The organism is Streptomyces sp. NPDC002276 (genome assembly GCF_053891435.1).
Genome location: NZ_JBSFCQ010000011.1, coordinates 202,152 through 223,621, shown reverse-complemented (window position 1 = coordinate 223,621; position 21,470 = coordinate 202,152). Strand labels below are relative to the sequence as shown.

The 21,470-nt window shown below is 69.8% G+C and carries 20 protein-coding genes; 1 reads left to right on the top strand and 19 read right to left on the bottom strand.

Features of this window, described 5'->3' with window-relative positions; all coding sequences use genetic code 11:
* Nucleotides 1-41 precede the first annotated feature (41 nt).
* The 13 genes from metK to pyrR all read right to left on the bottom strand — a co-directional run bounded on the left by metK (nt 42) and on the right by pyrR (nt 14,278).
* The gene (gene metK, locus ACWIHT_RS27470; RefSeq protein WP_019066406.1) at nt 42-1,250 is read right to left on the bottom strand and encodes a methionine adenosyltransferase; all 1,209 of its coding nucleotides are present in this window, start codon (nt 1,248-1,250) and stop codon (nt 42-44) included.
* Between the two features lie 239 nt (nt 1,251-1,489).
* Nucleotides 1,490-2,692 (bottom strand): bifunctional phosphopantothenoylcysteine decarboxylase/phosphopantothenate--cysteine ligase CoaBC, encoded by a 1,203-nt coding sequence (gene coaBC, locus ACWIHT_RS27465; RefSeq protein WP_456170920.1) that lies wholly within the window; start codon nt 2,690-2,692, stop codon nt 1,490-1,492.
* Between the two features lie 112 nt (nt 2,693-2,804).
* Nucleotides 2,805-3,077 carry a DNA-directed RNA polymerase subunit omega gene (gene rpoZ, locus ACWIHT_RS27460; protein ID WP_019059732.1) on the bottom strand — a complete coding sequence of 91 codons (273 nt, stop codon included), beginning with the start codon at nt 3,075-3,077 and terminating at the stop codon, nt 2,805-2,807.
* Nucleotides 3,078-3,117: 40 nt separating this feature from the next.
* The gene (gmk, locus tag ACWIHT_RS27455; protein WP_399122283.1) at nt 3,118-3,675 is read right to left on the bottom strand and encodes a guanylate kinase; all 558 of its coding nucleotides are present in this window, start codon (nt 3,673-3,675) and stop codon (nt 3,118-3,120) included.
* 37 nt (nt 3,676-3,712) lie between these two features.
* The gene (locus tag ACWIHT_RS27450) at nt 3,713-4,036 is read right to left on the bottom strand and encodes an integration host factor (protein WP_019059734.1); all 324 of its coding nucleotides are present in this window, start codon (nt 4,034-4,036) and stop codon (nt 3,713-3,715) included.
* A 289-nt stretch (nt 4,037-4,325) separates the two neighbouring features.
* Nucleotides 4,326-5,171, bottom strand: coding sequence for an orotidine-5'-phosphate decarboxylase (gene pyrF, locus ACWIHT_RS27445; protein WP_456170919.1), 846 nt, complete (start codon nt 5,169-5,171; stop codon nt 4,326-4,328).
* Nucleotides 5,168-6,277 carry a quinone-dependent dihydroorotate dehydrogenase gene (locus tag ACWIHT_RS27440; RefSeq protein WP_456170917.1) on the bottom strand — a complete coding sequence of 370 codons (1,110 nt, stop codon included), beginning with the start codon at nt 6,275-6,277 and terminating at the stop codon, nt 5,168-5,170. Before ACWIHT_RS27440 ends, pyrF begins: the two co-directional genes overlap by 4 nt.
* 51 nt (nt 6,278-6,328) lie before the next feature.
* Nucleotides 6,329-9,637 carry a carbamoyl-phosphate synthase large subunit gene (gene carB, locus ACWIHT_RS27435; protein WP_456170916.1) on the bottom strand — a complete coding sequence of 1,103 codons (3,309 nt, stop codon included), beginning with the start codon at nt 9,635-9,637 and terminating at the stop codon, nt 6,329-6,331.
* A complete protein-coding gene (carA, locus tag ACWIHT_RS27430; protein WP_456170915.1) occupies nt 9,630-10,772 on the bottom strand; it encodes a glutamine-hydrolyzing carbamoyl-phosphate synthase small subunit in 1,143 nt (380 codons plus the stop codon). The genes carB and carA overlap by 8 nt, the downstream gene beginning before the upstream one ends.
* Nucleotides 10,769-11,353, bottom strand: coding sequence for a PH-like domain-containing protein (locus tag ACWIHT_RS27425; protein WP_456170913.1), 585 nt, complete (start codon nt 11,351-11,353; stop codon nt 10,769-10,771). Before ACWIHT_RS27425 ends, carA begins: the two co-directional genes overlap by 4 nt.
* The gene (locus ACWIHT_RS27420) at nt 11,350-12,636 is read right to left on the bottom strand and encodes a dihydroorotase (RefSeq protein WP_456170912.1); all 1,287 of its coding nucleotides are present in this window, start codon (nt 12,634-12,636) and stop codon (nt 11,350-11,352) included. The genes ACWIHT_RS27425 and ACWIHT_RS27420 overlap by 4 nt, the downstream gene beginning before the upstream one ends.
* Before the next feature lie 5 nt (nt 12,637-12,641).
* Nucleotides 12,642-13,619 carry an aspartate carbamoyltransferase catalytic subunit gene (locus tag ACWIHT_RS27415; RefSeq protein ID WP_456170911.1) on the bottom strand — a complete coding sequence of 326 codons (978 nt, stop codon included), beginning with the start codon at nt 13,617-13,619 and terminating at the stop codon, nt 12,642-12,644.
* 86 nt (nt 13,620-13,705) lie between these two features.
* Nucleotides 13,706-14,278, bottom strand: coding sequence for a bifunctional pyr operon transcriptional regulator/uracil phosphoribosyltransferase PyrR (pyrR, locus tag ACWIHT_RS27410; RefSeq protein WP_456170910.1), 573 nt, complete (start codon nt 14,276-14,278; stop codon nt 13,706-13,708).
* Nucleotides 14,279-14,531: 253 nt separating this feature from the next.
* On the opposite strand from pyrR, the gene bldD reads away from it, so the two are divergent.
* Complete coding sequence (gene bldD / locus ACWIHT_RS27405; protein ID WP_019059743.1) at nt 14,532-15,032, top strand: transcriptional regulator BldD; 501 nt, start codon at nt 14,532-14,534, stop codon at nt 15,030-15,032.
* Between the two features lie 163 nt (nt 15,033-15,195).
* Here bldD and nusB read toward each other — a convergent pair whose 3' ends face one another.
* From nusB to aroC, 6 genes are all read right to left on the bottom strand, one after another.
* Nucleotides 15,196-15,630, bottom strand: coding sequence for a transcription antitermination factor NusB (nusB, locus tag ACWIHT_RS27400; protein WP_456170909.1), 435 nt, complete (start codon nt 15,628-15,630; stop codon nt 15,196-15,198).
* 2 nt (nt 15,631-15,632) lie between these two features.
* Nucleotides 15,633-16,199, bottom strand: a complete 567-nt coding sequence (efp, locus tag ACWIHT_RS27395) for an elongation factor P (RefSeq protein WP_043683951.1) — start codon at nt 16,197-16,199, stop codon at nt 15,633-15,635.
* 60 nt (nt 16,200-16,259) lie between these two features.
* Nucleotides 16,260-17,366, bottom strand: a complete 1,107-nt coding sequence (locus ACWIHT_RS27390; protein WP_456170908.1) for a M24 family metallopeptidase — start codon at nt 17,364-17,366, stop codon at nt 16,260-16,262.
* Nucleotides 17,367-17,506: 140 nt separating this feature from the next.
* Nucleotides 17,507-18,316, bottom strand: a complete 810-nt coding sequence (locus ACWIHT_RS27385; RefSeq protein WP_456170907.1) for a Pro-rich N-terminal domain-containing protein — start codon at nt 18,314-18,316, stop codon at nt 17,507-17,509.
* A 165-nt stretch (nt 18,317-18,481) separates the two neighbouring features.
* Nucleotides 18,482-20,095 carry a 3-dehydroquinate synthase gene (gene aroB, locus ACWIHT_RS27380; protein ID WP_456171044.1) on the bottom strand — a complete coding sequence of 538 codons (1,614 nt, stop codon included), beginning with the start codon at nt 20,093-20,095 and terminating at the stop codon, nt 18,482-18,484.
* A 32-nt stretch (nt 20,096-20,127) separates the two neighbouring features.
* The gene (gene aroC / locus ACWIHT_RS27375; protein ID WP_456170905.1) at nt 20,128-21,312 is read right to left on the bottom strand and encodes a chorismate synthase; all 1,185 of its coding nucleotides are present in this window, start codon (nt 21,310-21,312) and stop codon (nt 20,128-20,130) included.
* Between the last annotated feature and the right edge of the window lie 158 nt (nt 21,313-21,470).

Here is a 21,470-nt window from a genome sequence, read left to right as displayed (position 1 = left end):
CCCCCAAAGGGAAACCGGGCCTCGCGACGGCAATCTCGGGGTTACAGCCCCGCAGCCTTCCGCAGCGCGTCCACGCGGTCCGTGCGCTCCCACGTGAAGTCGGGGATCTCGCGGCCGAAGTGGCCGTACGCGGCGGTCTGGGCGTAGATCGGGCGCAGCAGGTCGAGGTCGCGGATGATGGCGGCCGGGCGGAGGTCGAAGACCTCGTCGATCGCCTTCTCGATCCGGTCGGTGTCGACCTTGGCGGTGCCGAACGTCTCGACGAAGAGGCCCACCGGCTCGGCCTTGCCGATCGCGTACGCGACCTGGACCTCACAGCGCGAGGCGAGGCCCGCGGCCACGACGTTCTTCGCGACCCAGCGCATCGCGTACGCGGCGGAGCGGTCCACCTTGGACGGGTCCTTGCCGGAGAAGGCGCCGCCGCCGTGGCGGGCCATGCCGCCGTACGTGTCGATGATGATCTTGCGGCCGGTCAGGCCGGCGTCGCCCATCGGGCCGCCGATCTCGAAGCGGCCGGTGGGGTTCACGAGCAGGCGGTAGCCGTCGGTGTCGAGCTTGATGCCCTCGTCCAGGAGCGCCTTCAGCTCGGCCTCGACGACGAACTCGCGGATGTCGGGGGCGAGCAGCGACTCCAGGTCGATGTCCGAGGCGTGCTGCGAGGAGACGACGACCGTGTCGAGGCGGACGGCCTTGTCGCCGTCGTACTCGATGGTGACCTGGGTCTTGCCGTCGGGGCGCAGGTACGGGATGGTCCCGTTCTTGCGGACCTCGGAGAGGCGCTTGGCGAGGCGGTGCGCCAGGAAGATCGGGAGCGGCATCAGCGTCGGCGTCTCGTCCGTCGCGTAGCCGAACATCAGGCCCTGGTCGCCAGCGCCCTGCTTGTCCAGCTCGTCGTCGTCGCCCTCGACACGGTTCTCGTACGCCGTGTCGACACCCTGCGCGATGTCCGGGGACTGCGCGCCGATGGACACCGAGACGCCGCAGGAGGCGCCGTCGAAGCCCTTCTTGGAGGAGTCGTAGCCGATCTCCAGGATCTTGTCGCGGACGAGCTGCGCGATGGGCGCGTAGGTCTTGGTGGTGACCTCACCGGCCACGTGCACCAGGCCGGTCGTGATCAGCGTCTCGACGGCGACCCGGGAGGTCGGGTCCTCCCGCAGAAGCGCGTCGAGAATGGTGTCGCTGATCTGGTCAGCGATCTTGTCGGGGTGACCTTCGGTCACGGACTCCGAGGTGAAAAGACGACGGGACACAACGCTCCCTGAGGTTGCAGCGGCTGCTGGCTGATCATTGGCGGACGGGACGGGAGCTGCGCCCGACGTCGTCCGAGAACAGTTTATCGGTCGCGGTCGACAGACGGTCCCCCCGTCTCGTCTCTCGGGAAGCGCTGTGACCTGCGGCACGCGCATTTTGCCGAATGCCGAGGGCCGTTGGCCAGAGCCGCCACGCACGAATGTCAGGTTTCAGCGAACTGTCAGACGGCTGAAACAAATCAGGAGAGACGGTGTGCGACCAGGTCCCACACGGTCTCGGCCAGGGCTTCCTTCGGACCGTACGGCACCGCGGTCTCGCTGCCGTCGGCACCCAGCACGACCGCCTCGTTCTCCTCGGAACCGAAGGTCTTGCGCTCCCCCACCTCGTTCACCACCAGCAAATCGCATCCCTTGCGCGCCAGTTTGGTACGGCCGTTGGCGAGGACGTCGTCCGTCTCGGCGGCGAACCCGACGACCACCTGTCCGGGGCGGGCCCGGTCGGCGGAGATCTCCGCGAGGATGTCCGGATTTCGCACCAGCACGACGGGCTCGGGTTCCTTGTCGTCCTTCTTCTTGATCTTCCCGGTGGCGTACTCGGCCGGGCGGAAGTCGGCGACCGCGGCGGCCATGACGACCGCGTCCGCGTCCGCGGCGGCCTTCAGCACCGCCTCCCGCAGCTGTACGGCGGTCCCGACCTGGACGACGTCGACGCCTGCCGGGTCCGGCAGTCCCGTGTTCGCCGCGAGCAGGGTGACCCGGGCGCCCCGGGCGACGGCGGTGCGGGCGAGGGCGTAGCCCTGCTTGCCGGAGGAGCGGTTACCGAGGAAGCGGACGGGGTCGAGGGGCTCGCGGGTGCCGCCCGCGCTGACGACGACGTGCCGGCCCTTGAGGTCGGGTTCGGTGACGCCCCGCGCGAGCACCCGGCGGCAGACCTCGAAGATCTCGGCGGGGTCGGGCAGCCGGCCCTTGCCGGTGTCGACGCCGGTGAGGCGGCCGACGGCCGGTTCGATCACCAGGGCGCCGCGGCGGCGCAGTGTCGCCACGTTCTCCTGGGTGGCCGGGTGTTCCCACATCTCCGTGTGCATCGCGGGCGCGAAGACGACCGGACAGCGGGCGGTGAGGAGGGTGTTGGTGAGGAGGTCGTCGGCCAGGCCGTGGGCCGCCTTCGCCAGCATGTCCGTCGTGGCGGGGGCCACGACCACCAGGTCGGCGCTCTGGCCGATGCGCACGTGCGGGACCTCGTGGACGTCGTCCCACACCTCGGTCGAGACGGGGTGCCCGGAGAGCGCGGACCAGGTGGCGGCGCCGACGAAGTGCAGGGCGGACGCGGTGGGGACGACCCGGACGTCGTGCCCCGACTCCGTCAGTCTGCGCAGCAGTTCGCACGCCTTGTACGCGGCGATACCACCACTGACTCCCAGAACGACCTTGGGCTTGTCCACCGTCTCTCCCCGAGTTCGGAAACCTGCGTCCGACGCGTGCGAACCGTACGACTCCATGACACACCACAGGCCCGACAGTCGCTGCCGGGCCTGTGGATAAAGCTGCTGCGGCTCAGGTCGCGGGGCCCTCGACGGCCTCGGAGGTGAGCAGACCCGCGTTGATCTCGCGCAGGGCGATGGAGAGCGGCTTCTCGTGGACGTGGGTGTCGACGAGCGGACCGACGTACTCCAGCAGGCCCTCGCCGAGCTGCGAGTAGTACGCGTTGATCTGACGGGCACGCTTGGCGGCGTAGATCACGAGGCTGTACTTCGAATCGGTGGCCTCAAGAAGCTCGTCGATCGGAGGGTTGATGATGCCCTCGGGAGCGGTGATGGAAGAGGACACGCTCTGCCTTCCGAAAGATGGGATGAGATCGGAAAAACGATCACACAACTTCCATCAAGGCTAGCAGCTCGCGCGCTACGTCCTCGACGGAGGTGTTGACCAGGGTCGCGTCGAACTCGGGTTCCGCCGCCAGTTCGACCTTCGCCGCGTCCAGGCGGCGCTCGATCACCTCGGGCGGCTCGGTGCCCCGTCCGGTGAGTCTGCGCACCAGCTCCTCCCAGGAGGGGGGAGCCAGGAACACCGAGTGGGCCTCGGACATGGACTCGCGGACCTGCCGGGCGCCCTGGAGGTCGATCTCCAGCAGCACCGGCACACCGGACTCCAGGTGCTCCAGCACGGCCGTACGCGGTGTGCCGTAGCGGTTGCCCGCGAACTCCGCCCACTCCAGCAGCTCGCCGTTGGCGATCAGCTTGTCCATCTCATCGTCGCTGACGAAGAAGTAGTGGACCCCGTGCTTCTCACCGGGGCGGGGCTTGCGGGTCGTCGCCGACACCGAGAGCCAGACCTCGGGGTGTTCCTTGCGCATATGGGCGACGACCGTGCTCTTACCGACCCCTGAGGGGCCGGAGAGCACGGTCAGCCGCGGACGTTCACTCATGCAGCGATTATTCCAGCAATCCCGGGGTGCCCGGGACTCACGAGCCGGTGCTGCCGAACTCACGCTCCAGGGACGCGATCTGGTTGGAGCCGAGGCCACGCACTCGGCGGCTCTCGGAGATGCCGAGTCGCTCCATGATCTGCTTGGCGCGGACCTTGCCCACGCCAGGCAGGGACTCAAGCAGCGCGGAGACCTTCATCTTGCCGATGACGTCGTTCTCCTGGCCCTGCTTGATGACGTCATGCAGGGAGGCGCCGGAGTGCTTGAGTCGATTCTTGACCTCGGCCCGCTCCCGGCGAGCCGCGGCGGCCTTTTCGAGCGCGGCTGCGCGCTGTTCAGGGGTAAGGGGCGGAAGAGCCACGCCTACGTCACCTCGGATGTCGAACTGTCGGATACGGACCGGTGAGGAACCTAGTCGCCCCACACCTGGGGAGCTACGAGCAACACGCTTGCCCGTGGACTCTGCTCGGAGACTAGCGGCCAAGGGCGCCAGAGTCAGCGAGAACAGAGGAAAAGTCCTGGTCAGCCTGCGCCAGGCCGGACATTTCCGACATAACGCCCCGGATTTGAGGATGTATTCAGACTCAAGTCACTCCGGAGTCGGCCGTCGAGCCACTCATCGGAGGACTCGATCGACCCGTTCGAACACCTCAGACGGTCGCAAAGGCGACGCGGATCTCCTCCGCGAAGCGATCCGAGGCCGTTCGGAGCGCTCCGACATCGGGACCGTGACGTAGAACACCTCGGCTCACGTTCGGGACCACGTTGCGCAGCACCGACCCGAAAACCCCGGGAAGGTCGGCCGGAGTCGCCCCCTGGGCGCCGATACCGGGCGCGAGAATCGGACCGTTGACGGCGAGGTCGTACGACGACAGGTCGCCCAGGGTGGCGCCGACGACGGCCCCGAAAGAACCCAGGGGCGCCTCCCCCGCGTTCTCGGCGGCCAGGTGGGCCAGCATGGTCGCTCCGACGTTCCGTCCGTCCGCGCGGACCGCGTGCTGCACCTCGCCGCCCTCCGGGTTGGAGGTCAGCGCGAGCACGAAGAGGCCCGCGCCGCTCTCACGGGCCAGTTCGACCGCCGGGGCGAGCGAGCCGTAGCCGAGATACGGGGAGACGGTCAGCGCGTCGGAGAACAGCGGGGAGTCCTTCCGGAGGAAGGACTCGGCGTACGCGGCCATGGTCGAGCCGATGTCGCCGCGCTTGGCGTCCATGACGACCAGCGCGCCGGCCGCCCGCGCCTCCTCGACGGACTTCTCCAGGACGGCGATCCCGCGCGAGCCGAAGCGCTCGAAGAAGGCGCTCTGCGGCTTGAGGACGGCGACCCGGTCGGCGAGCGCCTCGACGACCGTGCGGCTGAACCGCTCAAGGCCCGCGATGTCGTCGTTGAGGCGCCACTCGGTGAGCAGCGAGGCGTGCGGGTCGATGCCGACGCAGAGCGGGCCGCGCTCGTCCATGGCCGAGCGGAGACGTGCGCCGAAGGGTTCCAGGGGGCTCATACCGGCTGCTTCCTTACGTCGGCGCCGACCGCGTCGGCGAGGGTGGCGTACGGGCTCGTGCGCAGGCGTGCGGCGAGGCCCTTGTGGATGGCACGGCCCCAGAAGGGCCCTTCGTAGATGAAGGCGCTGTAGCCCTGCACGAGCGTGGCACCGGCGAGGATGCGCTGCCAGACGTCCTCGGCGTCCTCGATGCCGCCGACGCCAACCAGGGTGATGCGGTCGCCCACGCGCGCGTACAGGCGGCGCAGTACCTCCAGGGAACGAGCCTTCAGCGGTGGTCCGGAGAGTCCGCCGGTCTCCTTGACGAGGGAGGGTTCGGATTCCAAACCGAGGCCCTCGCGCGCGATGGTCGTGTTCGTGGCGATGATGCCGTCCAGGCCGAGTTCCACGGCGAGGTCGGCGACCGCGTCCACGTCCTCGTCCGCGAGGTCCGGCGCGATCTTCACCAGGAGCGGGACGCGGCGGTCGGTCACCGCGCGGTCGGCGGCCTCGCGGACGGCGGTGAGCAGCGGGCGCAGTGCCTCGGTCGCCTGGAGGTTGCGCAGCCCGGGCGTGTTGGGCGACGACACGTTGACGACGAGATAGTCGGCGTGCCGGGCGAGTCGCTCGGTCGACTTCACGTAGTCGCCGACGGCCTCCTCCTCGGGCACGACCTTGGTCTTGCCGATGTTGACGCCGACGACGGTCCTGAAGACCGCCTCACGGGCCGCCAGTCGGGCCGCCACGGCCGCGGAGCCCTCGTTGTTGAAGCCCATGCGGTTGATCAGCGCGCGGTCCGGCACAAGGCGGAACAGCCGCTTCTTGGGGTTGCCTGGCTGCGGCTCGCCGGTGACCGTGCCGATCTCGATGTGATCGAAGCCGAGCATCGACATGCCGTCGATCGCGACCGCGTTCTTGTCGAAGCCGGCCGCGAGCCCGAACGGGCCGTGCATCCGCAGCCCGAAGGCCTCCGTCCGCAGCTCCTCGAACCGGGGCGCGAGGGCGGCGGCGACGAACGTGCGCAGTACGGGGATGCGGACGGCCAGCCGGATCCAGCGGAAGGCGAGGTGGTGGGCCTGCTCGGGGTCCATCCGTTTGAAGACGAGGTTGAAGAAGATCTTGTACATGGTGTCCTCATGAAGAGGGGGACACCGTTTCCGGTGTCCCCCTCTTCGGCGCTAGTCGCGGGCCGCGGTCAGGTGTTCTGCGTGTTCCTGGAGTGAACGCACGCCCACGTCACCGCGGTTGAGGGCGTCGATGCCCTGGACGGCGGCGGCGAGCGCCTGGACCGTCGTGAGGCACGGGACGGACCGGGCCACGGCCGCCGTACGGATCTCGTAGCCGTCGAGGCGGCCTCCGGTGCCGTACGGGGTGTTGACGATGAGGTCGACCTCGCCGTCGTGGATGAGCTGGACGATGGTCTTCTCGCCGTTCGGGCCGACGCCCTCGGACTGCTTGCGGACGACCGTCGCGTTCAGGCCGTTGCGCTTGAGGACCTCGGCGGTGCCGGAGGTGGCGAGCAACTCGAAGCCGTGGGCGACCAGTTCGCGGGCCGGGAAGATCATCGAGCGCTTGTCGCGGTTGGCGACCGAGATGAACGCGCGGCCCTTGGTGGGCAGCGGGCCGTAGGCGCCCGCCTGCGACTTGGCGTACGCCGTGCCGAAGACGGAGTCGATGCCCATGACCTCGCCGGTGGAGCGCATCTCCGGGCCGAGGACGGTGTCGACGCCACGCCCGTGGATGTCGCGGAAGCGCGACCACGGCATGACGGCCTCCTTGACGGAGATCGGCGCGTCCAGCGGGAGTTCGCCGCCGTCGCCGTGGGCCGGGAGCAGCCCCTCGGCACGGAGTTCGGCGACGGTCGCGCCCAGGGAGATGCGCGCGGCGGCCTTCGCGAGCGGCACCGCGGTCGCCTTCGAGGTGAAGGGGACCGTACGGGACGCGCGCGGGTTGGCCTCCAGGACGTAGAGGATGTCGCCGGCCAGCGCGAACTGGATGTTGATCAGTCCGCGGACCCCGACTCCCTTGGCGATGGCCTCGGTCGACGTCCGCAGGCGCTTGATGTCGAAGCCGCCCAGGGTGATCGGCGGCAGGGCGCACGCCGAGTCGCCGGAGTGGATGCCGGCCTCCTCGATGTGCTCCATGACACCGCCGAGGTACAGCTCCTGGCCGTCGTAGAGCGCGTCCACGTCGATCTCGATCGCGTCGTCCAGGAAGCGGTCGACCAGGACCGGCCGGGACGGGCTGATCTCGGTCGACTCGGCGATGTACGACTCCAGGCGGGTCTCGTCGTAGACGATCTCCATGCCGCGTCCGCCGAGGACGTAGGACGGGCGGACGAGGACCGGGTAGCCGATCTCGTCGGCGATGGCCTTGGCGCCCACGAAGGTGGTCGCCGTGCCGTGCTTGGGGGCCGGGAGGCCCGCCTCGGCGAGGACCTGGCCGAAGGCGCCGCGGTCCTCGGCGGCGTGGATCGCCTCCGGGGGCGTGCCGACGATCGGGACGCCGTTGTCCTTGAGGGCCTGGGCGAGACCGAGCGGGGTCTGGCCGCCGAGCTGCACGATCACGCCCGCGACCGGGCCCGCCTGCTGCTCCGCGTGGACGATCTCCAGCACGTCTTCGAGCGTGAGCGGCTCGAAGTACAGGCGGTCGGAGGTGTCGTAGTCCGTGGAGACGGTCTCGGGGTTGCAGTTGACCATCACGGTCTCGTAGCCGGCGTCGCTGAGCGCGAAGGAGGCGTGGACGCAGGAGTAGTCGAACTCGATGCCCTGGCCGATGCGGTTGGGGCCCGACCCCAGGATGATGACCGCGGGCTTCTCGCGCGGGGCGACCTCGTTCTCCTCGTCGTAGGACGAGTAGAAGTACGGCGTCTTCGCGGCGAACTCGGCGGCGCAGGTGTCGACCGTCTTGTAGACCGGGCGGATGCCGAGCGCGTGCCGGACCTCGCGGACGACGTCCTCGCGCAGGCCGCGGATCTCGCCGATCTGCTGGTCGGAGAAGCCGTGCCGCTTGGCCTCGGCGAGCAGCTCCGGGTCCAGCTTGTCGGCGGCGGCCAGCTCGTCGGCGATCTCCTTGATGAGGAAGAGCTGGTCGACGAACCAGGGGTCGATCTTCGTGTACTCGAAGACCTCCTCCTGGGTGGCGCCCGCGCGGATGGCCTGCATGACGGTGTTGATCCGGCCGTCGGTGGGTCGTACGGCCTCTTCGAGGAGCTGGGTCTTGTCGCCGGGCTCGCCGACGAACGTGAACTGGCTGCCCTTCTTCTCCAGGGAGCGCAGCGCCTTCTGGAAGGCCTCGGTGAAGTTGCGGCCGATGGCCATGGCCTCGCCGACCGACTTCATGGTGGTCGTCAATGTCGAGTCCGCCGACGGGAACTTCTCGAAGGCGAAACGGGGCGCCTTCACGACCACGTAGTCGAGGGTCGGCTCGAAGGAGGCCGGGGTCTCGCGCGTGATGTCGTTCGGGATCTCGTCGAGGGTGTAGCCGACGGCCAGCTTGGCGGCGATCTTGGCGATGGGGAAGCCGGTCGCCTTGGAGGCGAGCGCCGAGGAGCGGGACACGCGCGGGTTCATCTCGATGACGATGACGCGGCCGTCGACCGGGTCGATCGCGAACTGGATGTTGCAGCCGCCGGTGTCGACGCCGACCTCGCGGATGATCGCGATGCCGATGTCCCGCAGGTTCTGGTACTCGCGGTCGGTCAGCGTCATCGCCGGGGCGACGGTGATCGAGTCGCCGGTGTGCACGCCCATGGGGTCGAAGTTCTCGATGGAGCAGACGACCACGACGTTGTCGTTCTTGTCGCGCATCAGCTCCAGCTCGTACTCCTTCCAGCCGAGGATGGACTCCTCCAGGAGGACCTCGGTGGTGGGAGACAGGGTGAGGCCCTGGCCGGCGATGCGGCGCAGTTCCTCCTCGTCGTGCGCGAAGCCGGAGCCCGCGCCGCCCATGGTGAAGGAGGGGCGGACGACGACCGGGTAGCCGCCGAGCGTCTCGACGCCCGCGATGACGTCGTCCATGGAGTGGCAGATCACCGAGCGGGCGGACTCGCCGTGCCCGATCTTCCGGCGGACGGCCTCGACGACGCCCTTGAAAAGGTCGCGGTCCTCGCCCTTGTTGATGGCCTCGACGTTGGCGCCGATCAGCTCGACGCCGTACTTCTCCAGGGTGCCCGACTCGTGCAGCGAGATCGCGGTGTTGAGCGCCGTCTGACCACCGAGGGTGGGCAGCAGGGCGTCCGGCCGCTCCTTGGCGATGATCTTCTCGACGAAGTCCGGGGTGATCGGCTCCACGTAGGTGGCGTCGGCGATCTCCGGGTCGGTCATGATCGTCGCCGGGTTGGAGTTGACCAGGATGACGCGGATGCCCTCGGCGCGCAGGATGCGGCAGGCCTGGGTGCCGGAGTAGTCGAACTCGGCGGCCTGGCCGATGACGATCGGGCCGGAGCCGATGACCAGGACGGACTGGATATCGGAGCGCTTAGGCACGCTGGCCCTCCATGAGAGATACGAAGCGGTCGAACAGGTAGGCGGCGTCGTGCGGGCCCGCTGCCGCTTCGGGGTGGTACTGGACGCTGAAGGCCGGCCGGTCCAGGAGCTGGAGCCCCTCGACGACCTGGTCGTTCAGGCAGACGTGGGAGACCTCGGCGCGGCCGTAGGGGGTCTCGGAGACCTTGTCGAGGGGCGCGTCGACGGCGAAGCCGTGGTTGTGCGCGGTGACCTCGACCTTGCCCGTCGTACGGTCCTGGACGGGCTGGTTGATGCCCCGGTGGCCGTACTTCAGCTTGTAGGTGCCGAAGCCGAGCGCGCGGCCGAGGATCTGGTTGCCGAAGCAGATGCCGAAGAGCGGGGTGCCGCGCTCCAGGACGGCCCGCATGACGGCGACCGGGTGGTCGGCGGTGGCGGGGTCGCCCGGGCCGTTGGAGAAGAACACACCGTCGGGCTGGACCGCGTAGACGTCCTCGGCGGTCGCCGTGGCCGGGAGGACGTGCACCTCGATGCCGCGCTCGGCCATGCGGTGCGGGGTCATGCCCTTGATGCCGAGGTCGACGGCGGCGACGGTGAACTTCTTCGTACCGATCGCGGGGACGACGTACGTCTCCTTGGTGGCGACCTCCGCGGACAGGTTCGCGCCCGTCATCTCGGGGGCCTCGCGCACCTCGGCGAGCATGGCGTCGTCGTCGGGCAGCGTGGTACCGGAGAAGATGCCGACGCGCATGGCGCCGCGCTCGCGCAGATGGCGGGTCAACGCGCGCGTGTCGATGCCGGAGATCCCGACGACACCCTGGTTGCGCAGCTCCTCGTCGAGGGAGCGGCGGGAGCGCCAGTTGGACGGCACGCGCGCGGGGTCGCGCACCACGTAACCGGCGACCCAGATGCGGGCCGACTCGGGGTCCTCGTCGTTGACCCCGGTGTTGCCGACGTGCGGGGCGGTCATCACGACGACCTGGCGGTGGTACGACGGGTCGGTCAGGGTCTCCTGGTAGCCGGTCATGCCGGTGGAGAACACGGCCTCGCCGAAGGTCACCCCCACGGACCCGTAGGCACGGCCGCGGAAGATCCGGCCGTCCTCCAGGACGAGTACGGCGGGAACCTTGGCGGCTCCCCTTGTGGAGGTGGTCATCGTGCGCCTTCCGTGTCGGTCGTTTCGAGACTCTTGTTGATCATGCTGTTCAGGGTGTCGACCCACTCGGTGTGCTCGGCCGCGTGGTCCGAACGGAACCCGGAGTCGATCAGCCGGTCGCCGTGCGCCCACGTCACGACCAGGAGACCGCCCTCGCTGAGCACCTTCCCGGCGATGCCCTTGCCGAGCAGGGCCTCGCGCAGCGCCCCGGCCGGGATGAAGAAGTCGCTGGCTCCGGGCCGTACGACGTCCAGTCCCGCGTCCGTCAGCGTGAGCTCGACCCGGCTGCGGGTGCCCAGGCCGTGCGCCACGATGCGGTCGAGCCACTGCCCGGCGGTGGTGGAGCCGTGGTAGCGGCCGCTCATCGTCAGTTTCACCTCGCCGGGCTCTTCCGGCGACGTGGGCAGCTCGGGGACATCGCCCTGGAGCGTGCCGCGCCACTTCCAGCCCTCGCGCATCAGCCAGTAGACGAGCGCGATGAACAGGGCGAGCCCGACGAGCCAGCCGATACGCGCGGCCCAGTCGGTCACCGGGGCGGACTTCTCCCCGGCCGCGAGGTGGGTCAGTTGCAGTGGTGTCACGTGAGCTTCCCGTCGACGAGCGTGGCCTTGCCCCGGAGCCAGGTGTGCGTCACACGACCCGGCAGCTCACGCCCCTCGTACGGGGTGTTGCGACTGCGCGAAGCGAAGCCCGCGGGGTCCACCGACCCACGGTATTCCGTGTCGACGAGCGTGAGGTTGGCGGGCTCACCAGCCGAGACGGGACGGCCGTGCCCCACCGCCCGCCCGATCTCGGCGGGCTTGACGGACATGCGCTCGGCGACCCCGGCCCAAGTGAGGAGCCCGGTGTCCACCATGGTCTCCTGCACCACTGACAACGCGGTCTCCAGGCCGACCATCCCCATGGCGGCGGCGGCCCACTCGCAGTCCTTGTCCTCGTGCGGGTGCGGGGCGTGGTCGGTGGCGACGATGTCGATCGTGCCGTCGGCGAGCGCCTCACGCAGGGCCAGCACATCGCGCTCGGTGCGCAGGGGCGGGTTGACCTTGAAGACCGGGTTGTAGGAGCGCACCAGCTCATCCGTGAGGAGGAGGTGGTGCGGGGTGACCTCGGCGGTCACGTCGATGCCCCGGGACTTGGCCCAGCGGACGATCTCGACGGACCCGGCGGTCGAGAGGTGGCAGATGTGGACGCGGGAGCCGACGTGCTCGGCGAGCAGGACATCCCGGGCGATGATCGATTCTTCGGCCACCGCCGGCCAGCCCCCGAGCCCCAGTTCGGCGGAGACGACGCCCTCGTTCATCTGCGCGCCCTCGGTCAGCCGCGGCTCCTGCGCGTGCTGGGCGACGACTCCCCCGAAGGCCTTCACGTACTCCAGCGCGCGGCGCATGATCACCGCGTCGTCGACGCACTTGCCGTCGTCGGAGAAGACGGTGACCCCTGCGGCCGACTCGTGCATGGCGCCCAGCTCGGCGAGTTTCTTGCCCTCCAGGCCGACGGTGACGGCGCCGATGGGCTGCACATCGCAGTAGCCGTGCTCCTGGCCGAGCCGGTAGACCTGCTCGACGACTCCGGCGGTGTCGGCGACGGGGAAGGTGTTGGCCATGGCGAACACGGCCGTGTAACCGCCGCTGGCGGCGGCCCGCGTGCCGGTCAGGACGGTCTCGGAGTCCTCGCGGCCGGGCTCGCGCAGGTGGGTGTGCAGGTCTACGAGACCGGGCAGCAACACCTTGCCGTCGGCCTCGACGACCTCGGCGCCCTCGGCCGACAGACCACTGCCGACGGCCGCGATCTCGGAACCGTCGATCAGCACGTCCTGCGGCTCGCCGCCGAGGATCTTCGCACCACGGATCAGGATCTTGCTCATGTGACTTACTTCTCCTCGATGCGGGCGTGGCTGACGGCGGGTTCGTTGCCGCCCAGAAGCAGATAGAGCACGGCCATCCGGATGGAGACTCCGTTTGCGACCTGCTCGACGACGGTGCAGCGGTCCGAGTCGGCGACCTCGGCGGTGATCTCCATGCCCCGGACCATCGGCCCCGGGTGCATCACGATCGCGTGCTCGGGCATCTTCGCCATGCGCTCGCCGTCGAGACCGTAACGCCGTGAGTACTCGCGCTCGGTCGGGAAGAAGGCCGCGTTCATGCGCTCGCGCTGTACGCGCAGGAGCATCACCGCGTCGGACTTGGAGAGCGTGCTGTCGAGGTCGTACGACACCTCGCAGGGCCAGGCCTCGACGCCGACCGGGACCAGGGTGGGCGGGGCGACGAGGGTGACCTCGGCGCCGAGGGTGTGCAGCAGGTCGACGTTCGAGCGGGCGACGCGGCTGTGCAGGATGTCGCCGACGAGCGTGATCCGCTTGCCGGCCAGGTCCTGCCCGATCCCGGCGTCCCGGCCGACGAGCCGGCGGCGCATGGTGAACGCGTCGAGCAGGGCCTGCGTCGGGTGCTGGTGGGTGCCGTCACCGGCGTTGATGACGGCCGCGTCGATCCACCCGGAGGTGGCGAGCCGGTAGGGCGCTCCGGAGGCGCCGTGCCGGATGACGACCGCGTCGACGCCCATGGCCTCCAGGGTCTGCGCGGTGTCCTTCAGGGACTCGCCCTTGGAGACGCTCGACCCCTTGGCGGTGAAGTTGATCACGTCGGCGGAGAGGCGCTTCTCGGCGGCTTCGAAGGAGATGCGCGTGCGCGTGGAGTCCTCGAAGAAGAGGTTGACGACGGTACGGCCGCGCAGGGTCGGCAGTTTCTTGATCGGCCGGTCGGCGACCCGGGCCATCTCCTCGGCGGTGTCGAGGATCAGGACGGCGTCGTCGCGGGAGAGGTCGGCGGCCGAGATGAGATGACGCTGCATCTGTCAGGCTCCGTAAGGCAGTTCGCGAAAGAGGGAGATTCCGGGCAGCCGGGGGCACACCGAACCGGCGTACGCCCCTTTGCCCGCTACGGGGTCCGCTTGGCGCCGAGCAGCACGGTGTCGCGACCGTCCTCCTCGGCGAGCTGGACCTTGACCGTCTCCCGCAGCGACGTGGGGAGGTTCTTGCCGACGTAGTCGGCGCGGATGGGCAGTTCGCGGTGGCCTCTGTCGACCAGGACCGCGAGCTGCACCGCGCGGGGGCGCCCGATGTCGTTCAGGGCGTCCAGGGCGGCGCGGATGGTGCGGCCGGAGAAGAGCACGTCGTCCACGAGGACGACGAGACGGCCGTCGATGCCGTCACCGGGGATGTCGGTGCGGGCCAGCGCGCGCGGCGGGTGCATGCGCAGGTCGTCGCGGTACATCGTGATGTCGAGGGAGCCGACCGGGATCTTGCGGTCGGTGATCTCCTCCAGCTTGACGGCGAGCCGCTGGGCGAGGAAGACGCCCCGGGTCGGAATGCCGAGGAGCACCACGTCGTCGGCGCCCTTGGCGCGCTCGACGATCTCGTGGGCGATGCGGGTCAGGACCCGCGCGATGTCGGGGGCTTCGAGAACCGGCCGGGCATCGGACTCGTACTGATCAGCCTGCTGGGTGTCCATAAGAAACGGACCTCCTTCTCCGCCTCACGGGACGGACCTTAAAGGACGTCGGATTTGCGCCATCCACGTTAGCAGGCCGGGACGACACCCCTGATCACCCCTATGGAGTAATCAGCCACCGCTACCGCGGAAGACCCGGTGCGGACCATTCGGCTTGACGCGGAAGTGTAACGCTGCGTAACCTCACAGTGAGTTACCAGCCGCGCGGCACGGAAACACTGTTGCCGCGTAGACACAGTGTCCGGGGAGCTATATGTCCAGCGAATACGCCAAACAGCTCGGGGCCAAGCTCCGGGCCATCCGCACCCAGCAGGGCCTTTCCCTCCACGGTGTCGAGGAGAAGTCCCAGGGACGCTGGAAGGCAGTCGTGGTCGGGTCGTACGAGCGCGGCGACCGTGCCGTCACCGTGCAGCGCCTTGCCGAGCTGGCGGACTTCTACGGGGTTCCGGTGCAGGAGCTGCTGCCGGGCACCACGCCGGGCGGGGCCGCCGAGCCGCCGCCGAAGCTGGTGCTGGACCTGGAGCGGCTGGCCCACGTGCCCGCCGAGAAGGCCGGCCCGCTCCAGCGGTACGCCGCCACGATCCAGTCCCAGCGCGGCGACTACAACGGCAAGGTGCTCTCGATCCGCCAGGACGACCTGCGCACACTCGCCGTCATCTACGACCAGTCGCCCTCGGTCCTCACCGAGCAGCTGATCAGCTGGGGCGTGCTGGACGCGGACGCGCGTCGCGCGGTCTCCCACGAGGAGAACTGAGCCGCTCCCCGTCTCAGCAGAAACGTGCCGCCGGGGTGGCCGGAACTTCACGGTTCCGGTCGCCCCGGCGGCTTTCTGCGGCCCTCAGGGGTCGCGGACGCACCGGTACGCCAGGGGGCCCGCAGCAGTCACGCTGCGGGCCCCCTGGCGATGCCGTACCTCTTTACGCCTCGTCCCGGCGCAGCGAGGGCTTCAGTTCCTTGAAGCGGCCCAGCAGGCCGTTCACGAACGAGGGCGACTCGTCCGTGGAGAACTCCTTGGCCAGCTGCACCATCTCGTCGAGGACGACGGCGTCCGGGGTCTCGTCGACCCAGATCAGCTCGTAGGCGCCGAGGCGCAGGATGTTGCGGTCCACCACGGGCATGCGGTCCAGCGTCCAGCCGACCGAGTACTGCGCGATCAGCTCGTCGATGCGGCGCGCGTGCTGCGCGTACCCCTCGACCAGCTCCATCGTGTACTCGCTGACCGGCGGCTGCCGGGTGTCGTCCCGGGAGAGCCGGATCCAGTCCGCGAGGACCGTGGTGACGCCGACTCCGCGCTGGTCGCCCTCGAAGAGGATCTGGAAGGCGCGCTTGCGGGCCGTGTTGCGAGCAGCCACGGTTAGCTGTTCACCCGGCCGAGGTAGTCGCTGGAGCGGGTGTCGACCTTGATCTTCTCACCGGTGGTGATGAAGAGCGGGACCTGGATCTGGTAGCCGGTCTCCAGGGTGGCGGGCTTGGTGCCACCGGTGGAGCGGTCGCCCTGGACGCCGGGCTCGGTCTCCTGGATCGTCAGCTCGACGGCCGCGGGCAGCTCGACGAAGAGCACCTCGCCCTCGTGCTGCGCGACCGTGGCGGTGAAGCCCTCGATCAGGAAGTTGGCGGCGTCGCCGACGGCCTTGCGGTCGACCATGAGCTGGTCGTAGGTCTCCATGTCCATGAAGACGAAGTACTCGCCGTCCATGTACGAGAACTGCATGTCGCGCTTGTCGACAGTGGCCGTCTCGACCTTGACGCCGGCGTTGAACGTCTTGTCGACGACCTTGCCGGAGAGCACGTTCTTGAGCTTGGTGCGCACGAAGGCAGGGCCCTTGCCGGGCTTGACGTGCTGGAACTCGACGACGGACCAGAGCTGGCCCCCGTCGAGCTTGAGCACCAGGCCGTTCTTGAGGTCGTTCGTGGAAGCCACGGTTGCGGAATCTCCTGGACTGACGTGGACGACCACGGGGCCCGCGCACGGCTCGAAAAGCTAGAGCGCGAGCAGTTCCTTGGTCGTGATGGTGAGTAGCTCGGGTCCGCCGTCCGCCTCAGGGCGTACGACGAGCGTGTCATCGATCCGGACACCGCCCCGGCCCGGGAGGTGGACCCCCGGTTCGACGGTGACCGGCACGCAAGCGTCCAGTTTACCCATGGCCGCGGGGGCCAGCTGCGGGTCCTCGTCGATTTCGAGTCCGACACCGTGGCCGGTGAGGGGTGCGAGGCCCTCCGAGTAGCCCGCGGAGTCCAGCACCTGACGTGCCGCGCGGTCCACATCGCGGTAGGCGGCGCCGGGGGTCAGGGACTCCCGTGCGGCGCGCTGGGCGGCGAAGACGAGGTCGTACAGCTCGATCTGCCAGTCGGCGGGAGAGGTGCCGATGACGAACGTACGGCCGATCTCGCAGCGGTATCCGCGATAGGTGGCACCGAGGCAGACAGAAAGGAAATCTCCTTCCTCGACCCGGCGGTCGGTCGGCCGGTGACCGCGTCGGCCGGAGTGCGGGCCGGTCGCGACGGATGTGGCGAAGGCGGGACCGTCCGCGCCGTGGTCGACGAGCCGTCGCTCCAGTTCGAGGGCGAGATGACGTTCGGTGCGGCCGACGAGGATCGACTCCAGCAGCTCACCGAGGGCCTGGTCGGCGATCTCGGCGGCAATTCTCAGACAGGAGATCTCCTCCTCGTCCTTGATGACCCGCAGTTGCTCCGCCGCGCCGCCGATGTCGGTGAGACGCAGCGCGGGGGCGACCGAGCGGAGGGCTCGGTGGCGGGTCACGGTGAGGTGGTGTTCTTCCACGGCCATGGATTCGGCGCCGTGCGCTGCCGCGAGGTCGGCCGCCGCTACGGCGGGGTCGCCACCGGGGCCGGGGAGGGTGTGGACGCGCAGGGTCTCGTCGGGACGCCCCTCTGCCGGACGCTCGTCCAGGGGGCTCGCGCAGACCAGCATGTCGTCGCGCTTGCCCAGCAGCAGGACGGTGTCCTGCGGGGCGGGACCGGCCAAGTAGCGCACGTTGGCCGGGTGGGTGACCAGGGTGGACTGGCTGCCGCCGGCTTGGGCGCGTTCCCTCAGCCTGGCTCTGCGGGCTGCGTAGACCTCTGACATGAGATGAGCGTAGGAGGGGTGGCTGGATTGTGCTGGTTGGGAGGGTGCCGTTCGGGGGACGGGCCCTGAGTTTCGACTGCGGGCCGGTGGGGGCTGGTCGCGCAGTTCCCCGCGCCCCTAAAAGCCACGCGTGCCGTTCGTCACCAGCTCGGCGGACTTGCTATGGACCTCGCCAGGACGTCATTGAGCACCTGGGCCGTCTGCTGCACGTCCAGCTGGGAGTTGTCGATGATCGGGAGGCCCGAGCCGTACCAGCCCGCCATGCGGCCGTGGATGCGGGCGACCTCCTCGTCGGTGAGGCGGCGGTTGCCGGAGCGCTCGGCATTGCGCTCCAGGACTATTTCCAGGCCGGGCAACAGGACCACCGGGAGGAGGCCGGGGCCCACGTGGCGCTTCCAGCCGCCGAGGCCCACGACCGGGCGGTCCGGGAAGACCGCGTCGTCGAGGATGCAGGAGATGCCGTTGGCGAGGAAGTTGCGGGCGGCGAAGCCGCAGGTGCGGCGGGCCAGGCGGTACTGGGCCTCGGAGTGGTCGTTCCAGCCGGACTGGGGGTCGGCGAAGCCGGAGCGGACCCATTCGCGGACGTCGTCGAGGCTGATGTGTGCGGTGGGGACGCGGCGGTGGTCCGCCCAGTACTTGGCGACGCTCGTCTTGCCCGCGCCCGCGGGGCCGATGAGCAGCACCGCGAGGGTGGTGGAGGCCGGGTCGGGGGCGGCCTGCGCGGGGGGTGTGCTCGGCATGGCCACGGGGCCGCCGGGCGGCAGCTGGACATGGCCGGTGGTGTCCGGTGCGTGGCGCGGGATCGTGTACGGCATCGGCGGGGCCGGTGGTGGTGGGGGCACGGGGCCCGGACGCGGGCCCGGGTGCTGTCCCGTCGGCATCCAACCGGCGGCCGGTCCCTGCCCCGGCTGGTGGGGCGGCGGCAGCGGAGACCCCACTGCGTGCTGCATCCGGTGCCACTCCAATTTCTTACGGCGATTGGCGCTGGCAGCGGGCCCGAAACCCCGCTACCTACCGAACGGTACCGTCCCCGGCCGCCATTTGGTGAACGGCCGGGGAGGGGCCGAAGTGCCCATCCCCGCAAGGCAAATCGGGTGGACGGGACTTGGCGGTACTTAGTCGCCCACTTCGCCGTACGCGGCGAGGAGGACGGCCGGGTCGGGGCCCTCCAGGACCGTGGGTTTGGCGAGGCCGTCGAGGACGATGAAGCGGAGCAGGTCGCCGCGCGACTTCTTGTCGACCTTCATGGTCTCCAGGAGCTTGGGCCACTGGTCGTAGCGGTAGCTGAGCGGAAGGCCGACGGATTCGAGGATCGTGCGGTGGCGGTCGGCCGTCGCGTCGTCCAACCGGCCCGCGAGACGGCCGAGTTCGGCCGCGAAGTGCATGCCTACGGCCACCGCGGCGCCGTGCCGCCACTTGTAGCGCTCGTTCTTCTCGATGGCGTGGGCGAGGGTGTGGCCGTAGTTGAGGATCTCGCGCAGGCCCGACTCCTTGAGGTCGGCGGAGACGACCTCGGCCTTGACCTTGATGGAGCGTTCGATCAGCTCGGCGGTGTGCGGGCCCGCCGGGGTGCGCGCGGACTCCGGGTCGGACTCGATGAGTTCGAGGATCACCGGGTCGGCGATGAAGCCGGCCTTGATGATCTCGGCGAGCCCTGAGACGTAGTCGTTGACCGGGAGGGAGTCCAGCGCGGCGAGGTCGCAGAGCACGCCGGCCGGCGGGTGGAAGGAGCCGACGAGGTTCTTGCCCTCGGCGGTGTTGATACCGGTCTTGCCGCCGACTGCCGCGTCGACCATGGCGAGCACGGTCGTCGGGACGGCGATCCAGCGGACCCCGCGCAGCCAGGTCGCGGCGACGAATCCGGCCAGGTCGGTGGTGGAGCCGCCGCCGACGCCCACGATGACGTCGGAGCGGGTGAACCCGGACTGGCCCAGCGCCTTCCAGCAGTAGGCGGCGACCTCCGCGGTCTTGGCCTCCTCCGCGTTGGGCACCTGGATGGCGACGGCGTCGAAGCCCTGCCCGGCCAGGTCGGCGCGGAGCGCGTCACCGGTCTCGGCGAGCGCCTCGGGATGGATGACGGCGACCCGCTTGGCCTTTTCGCCGACCAACCCGCCCAGTTCGCCCAGGAGTTGACGGCCCACCAGGACCTCGTACGGGTCGCTGCCCGCCGTGCCGCCGACCTGGATCCTCGTAACTTGGCTTGCCATGACGTCCTTCGGCCGGGGGTCCGAGGGTTGTCCCCCGGGGGATACGGTCCTCAACTCCAGTGCGTCCAGGACGGCTTGGGTGACCTCTTCGGGGGCGCGGCCGTCGGTGGGTACGACGGCCTGCGCGACCTCGACGTACAAGTGGCGCCTGGCTTCCATCAGTTCGCGCCACTGCTTGCGCGGGTTGATGGCGAGCAGCGGGCGGGCCACGTTGAGGCCGGTGCGCTTGACGGCCTCGTCCACGTCCATGGAGAGGTAGACGACCCGGTGCGTCGCGAGCAGCGCGCGCGTGTCCTCGTCGAGGATCGAGCCGCCGCCCAGCGCGAGGACACCGTCGTGCCCGGCGAGTGCCTGGTGCACGGCGCGCTTCTCGATGGCGCGGAAGACGGGCTCGCCCTCGTCGACGAAGATCTCGGCGATGGTGCGGCCCTCCGCGGCCACGATGTCGTCGTCGATGTCGCGGTAGCCGACACCGAGCCGCTCGGCCAGCTGCTGTCCGACCGTCGACTTGCCGACACCCATCGGGCCGACCAGGACGACCAAGGGTGCTGCGCTCACCGGATGGCCAGGTTTTCGAGGTACGAGCGGACGTTACGGCGGGTCTCGGGCACCGAGTCGCCACCGAACTTCTCCGCCACCGCGTCCGCGAGGACGAGGGCGACCATCGCCTCGGCGACGATGCCGGCGGCCGGGACCGCGGAGACGTCGGAGCGCTGGTGGTGGGCCTGCGTGGCCTCACCGGTGACCACGTCGACGGTCCGCAGGGCGTGCGGCACGGTGGCGATGGGCTTCATCGCGGCGCGTACCCGCAGCAGTTCACCGGTCGAGAGCCCGCCCTCGGTGCCGCCGGAACGGCCGGAAACGCGCCGGATGCCCTCGTCGGTCTTCACGATCTCGTCGTGCGCCTGCGAACCGGGCACCCGCGCCAGCTCGAAGCCGTCGCCGACCTCGACGCCCTTGATGGCCTGGATGCCCATGAGGGCACCGGCGAGGCGGGCGTCCAGCTTGCGGTCCCAGTGGACGTGCGAGCCGAGGCCCACGGGGACGCCGTAGGCCAGGATCTCGACCACACCACCCAGGGTGTCGCCGTCCTTGTGGGCCTGGTCGATCTCGGCGACCATCGCCTTCGACGCGTCCGCGTCCAGGCAGCGCACGGGGTCGGCGTCCAGCCTCTCGACGTCGGCCGGCGTGGGCAGGACGCCCCGCGGAGCCTTCGCGGAGGCCAGTTCGACCACGTGCGAGACGATCTCGATGCCGGCCGTCTCCTTGATGTACGACCGGGCCACCGCCCCCAGCGCGACCCGCGCCGCGGTCTCCCGTGCGGAGGCGCGCTCCAGGATCGGGCGGGCCTCGTCGAAGCCGTACTTCTGCATGCCCGCGAGGTCGGCGTGGCCGGGGCGCGGGCGGGTCAGCGGGGCGTTGCGGGCCAGTCCGGCGAGGATCTCCGGGTCGATGGGGTCGGCCGCCATGACCTGCTCCCACTTGGGCCACTCGGTGTTGCCGACCATGATGGCGACCGGCGAACCGAGGGTGAGGCCGTGACGGACGCCGCCGAGGAACGTGACCTCGTCGCGCTCGAACTTCATGCGGGCGCCGCGTCCATAGCCGAGTCGGCGCCGTGCCAGGTGGTCCGCCACCATCTCCGTGGTGATCGGGACGCCGGCGGGAAGACCCTCCAGCGTCGCCACGAGTGCGGGGCCGTGGGACTCCCCCGCGGTCAGCCAGCGCAACCTGCTCAACGGTGCTCCTCATCCTCGCGCCCGACTGCCCTGCCTACGCGTGATCCTCGCGTACGGCGTCGGCGTGACCGGGTGCGCGGCCCTGGCCCGCCGTCCCCGATCCTCCCACGTTCGGGGCACGGACCGGGCCGAAGGTCCAGAGAACGGACGCCGAACGG

What these genes read in the sequence shown, in the direction of transcription:
- aroB (WP_456171044.1), bottom strand. Translation starts at nt 20,095, where the DNA reads ATGGGTGTCGGCAAGTCGACGGTCGGACAGCAGCTGGCCGAGCGGCTC.
- carA (WP_456170915.1), bottom strand. Translation starts at nt 10,772, where the DNA reads ATGACCACCTCCACAAGGGGAGCCGCCAAGGTTCCCGCCGTACTCGTC.
- ACWIHT_RS27390 (WP_456170908.1), bottom strand. Translation starts at nt 17,366, where the DNA reads ATGTCAGAGGTCTACGCAGCCCGCAGAGCCAGGCTGAGGGAACGCGCC.
- bldD (WP_019059743.1), top strand. Translation starts at nt 14,532, where the DNA reads ATGTCCAGCGAATACGCCAAACAGCTCGGGGCCAAGCTCCGGGCCATC.
- pyrF (WP_456170919.1), bottom strand. Translation starts at nt 5,171, where the DNA reads ATGAGCCCCCTGGAACCCTTCGGCGCACGTCTCCGCTCGGCCATGGAC.
- ACWIHT_RS27385 (WP_456170907.1), bottom strand. Translation starts at nt 18,316, where the DNA reads ATGCAGCACGCAGTGGGGTCTCCGCTGCCGCCGCCCCACCAGCCGGGG.
- ACWIHT_RS27420 (WP_456170912.1), bottom strand. Translation starts at nt 12,636, where the DNA reads ATGAGCAAGATCCTGATCCGTGGTGCGAAGATCCTCGGCGGCGAGCCG.
- gmk (WP_399122283.1), bottom strand. Translation starts at nt 3,675, where the DNA reads ATGAGTGAACGTCCGCGGCTGACCGTGCTCTCCGGCCCCTCAGGGGTC.
- ACWIHT_RS27440 (WP_456170917.1), bottom strand. Translation starts at nt 6,277, where the DNA reads ATGTACAAGATCTTCTTCAACCTCGTCTTCAAACGGATGGACCCCGAG.
- pyrR (WP_456170910.1), bottom strand. Translation starts at nt 14,278, where the DNA reads ATGGACACCCAGCAGGCTGATCAGTACGAGTCCGATGCCCGGCCGGTT.
- ACWIHT_RS27415 (WP_456170911.1), bottom strand. Translation starts at nt 13,619, where the DNA reads ATGCAGCGTCATCTCATCTCGGCCGCCGACCTCTCCCGCGACGACGCC.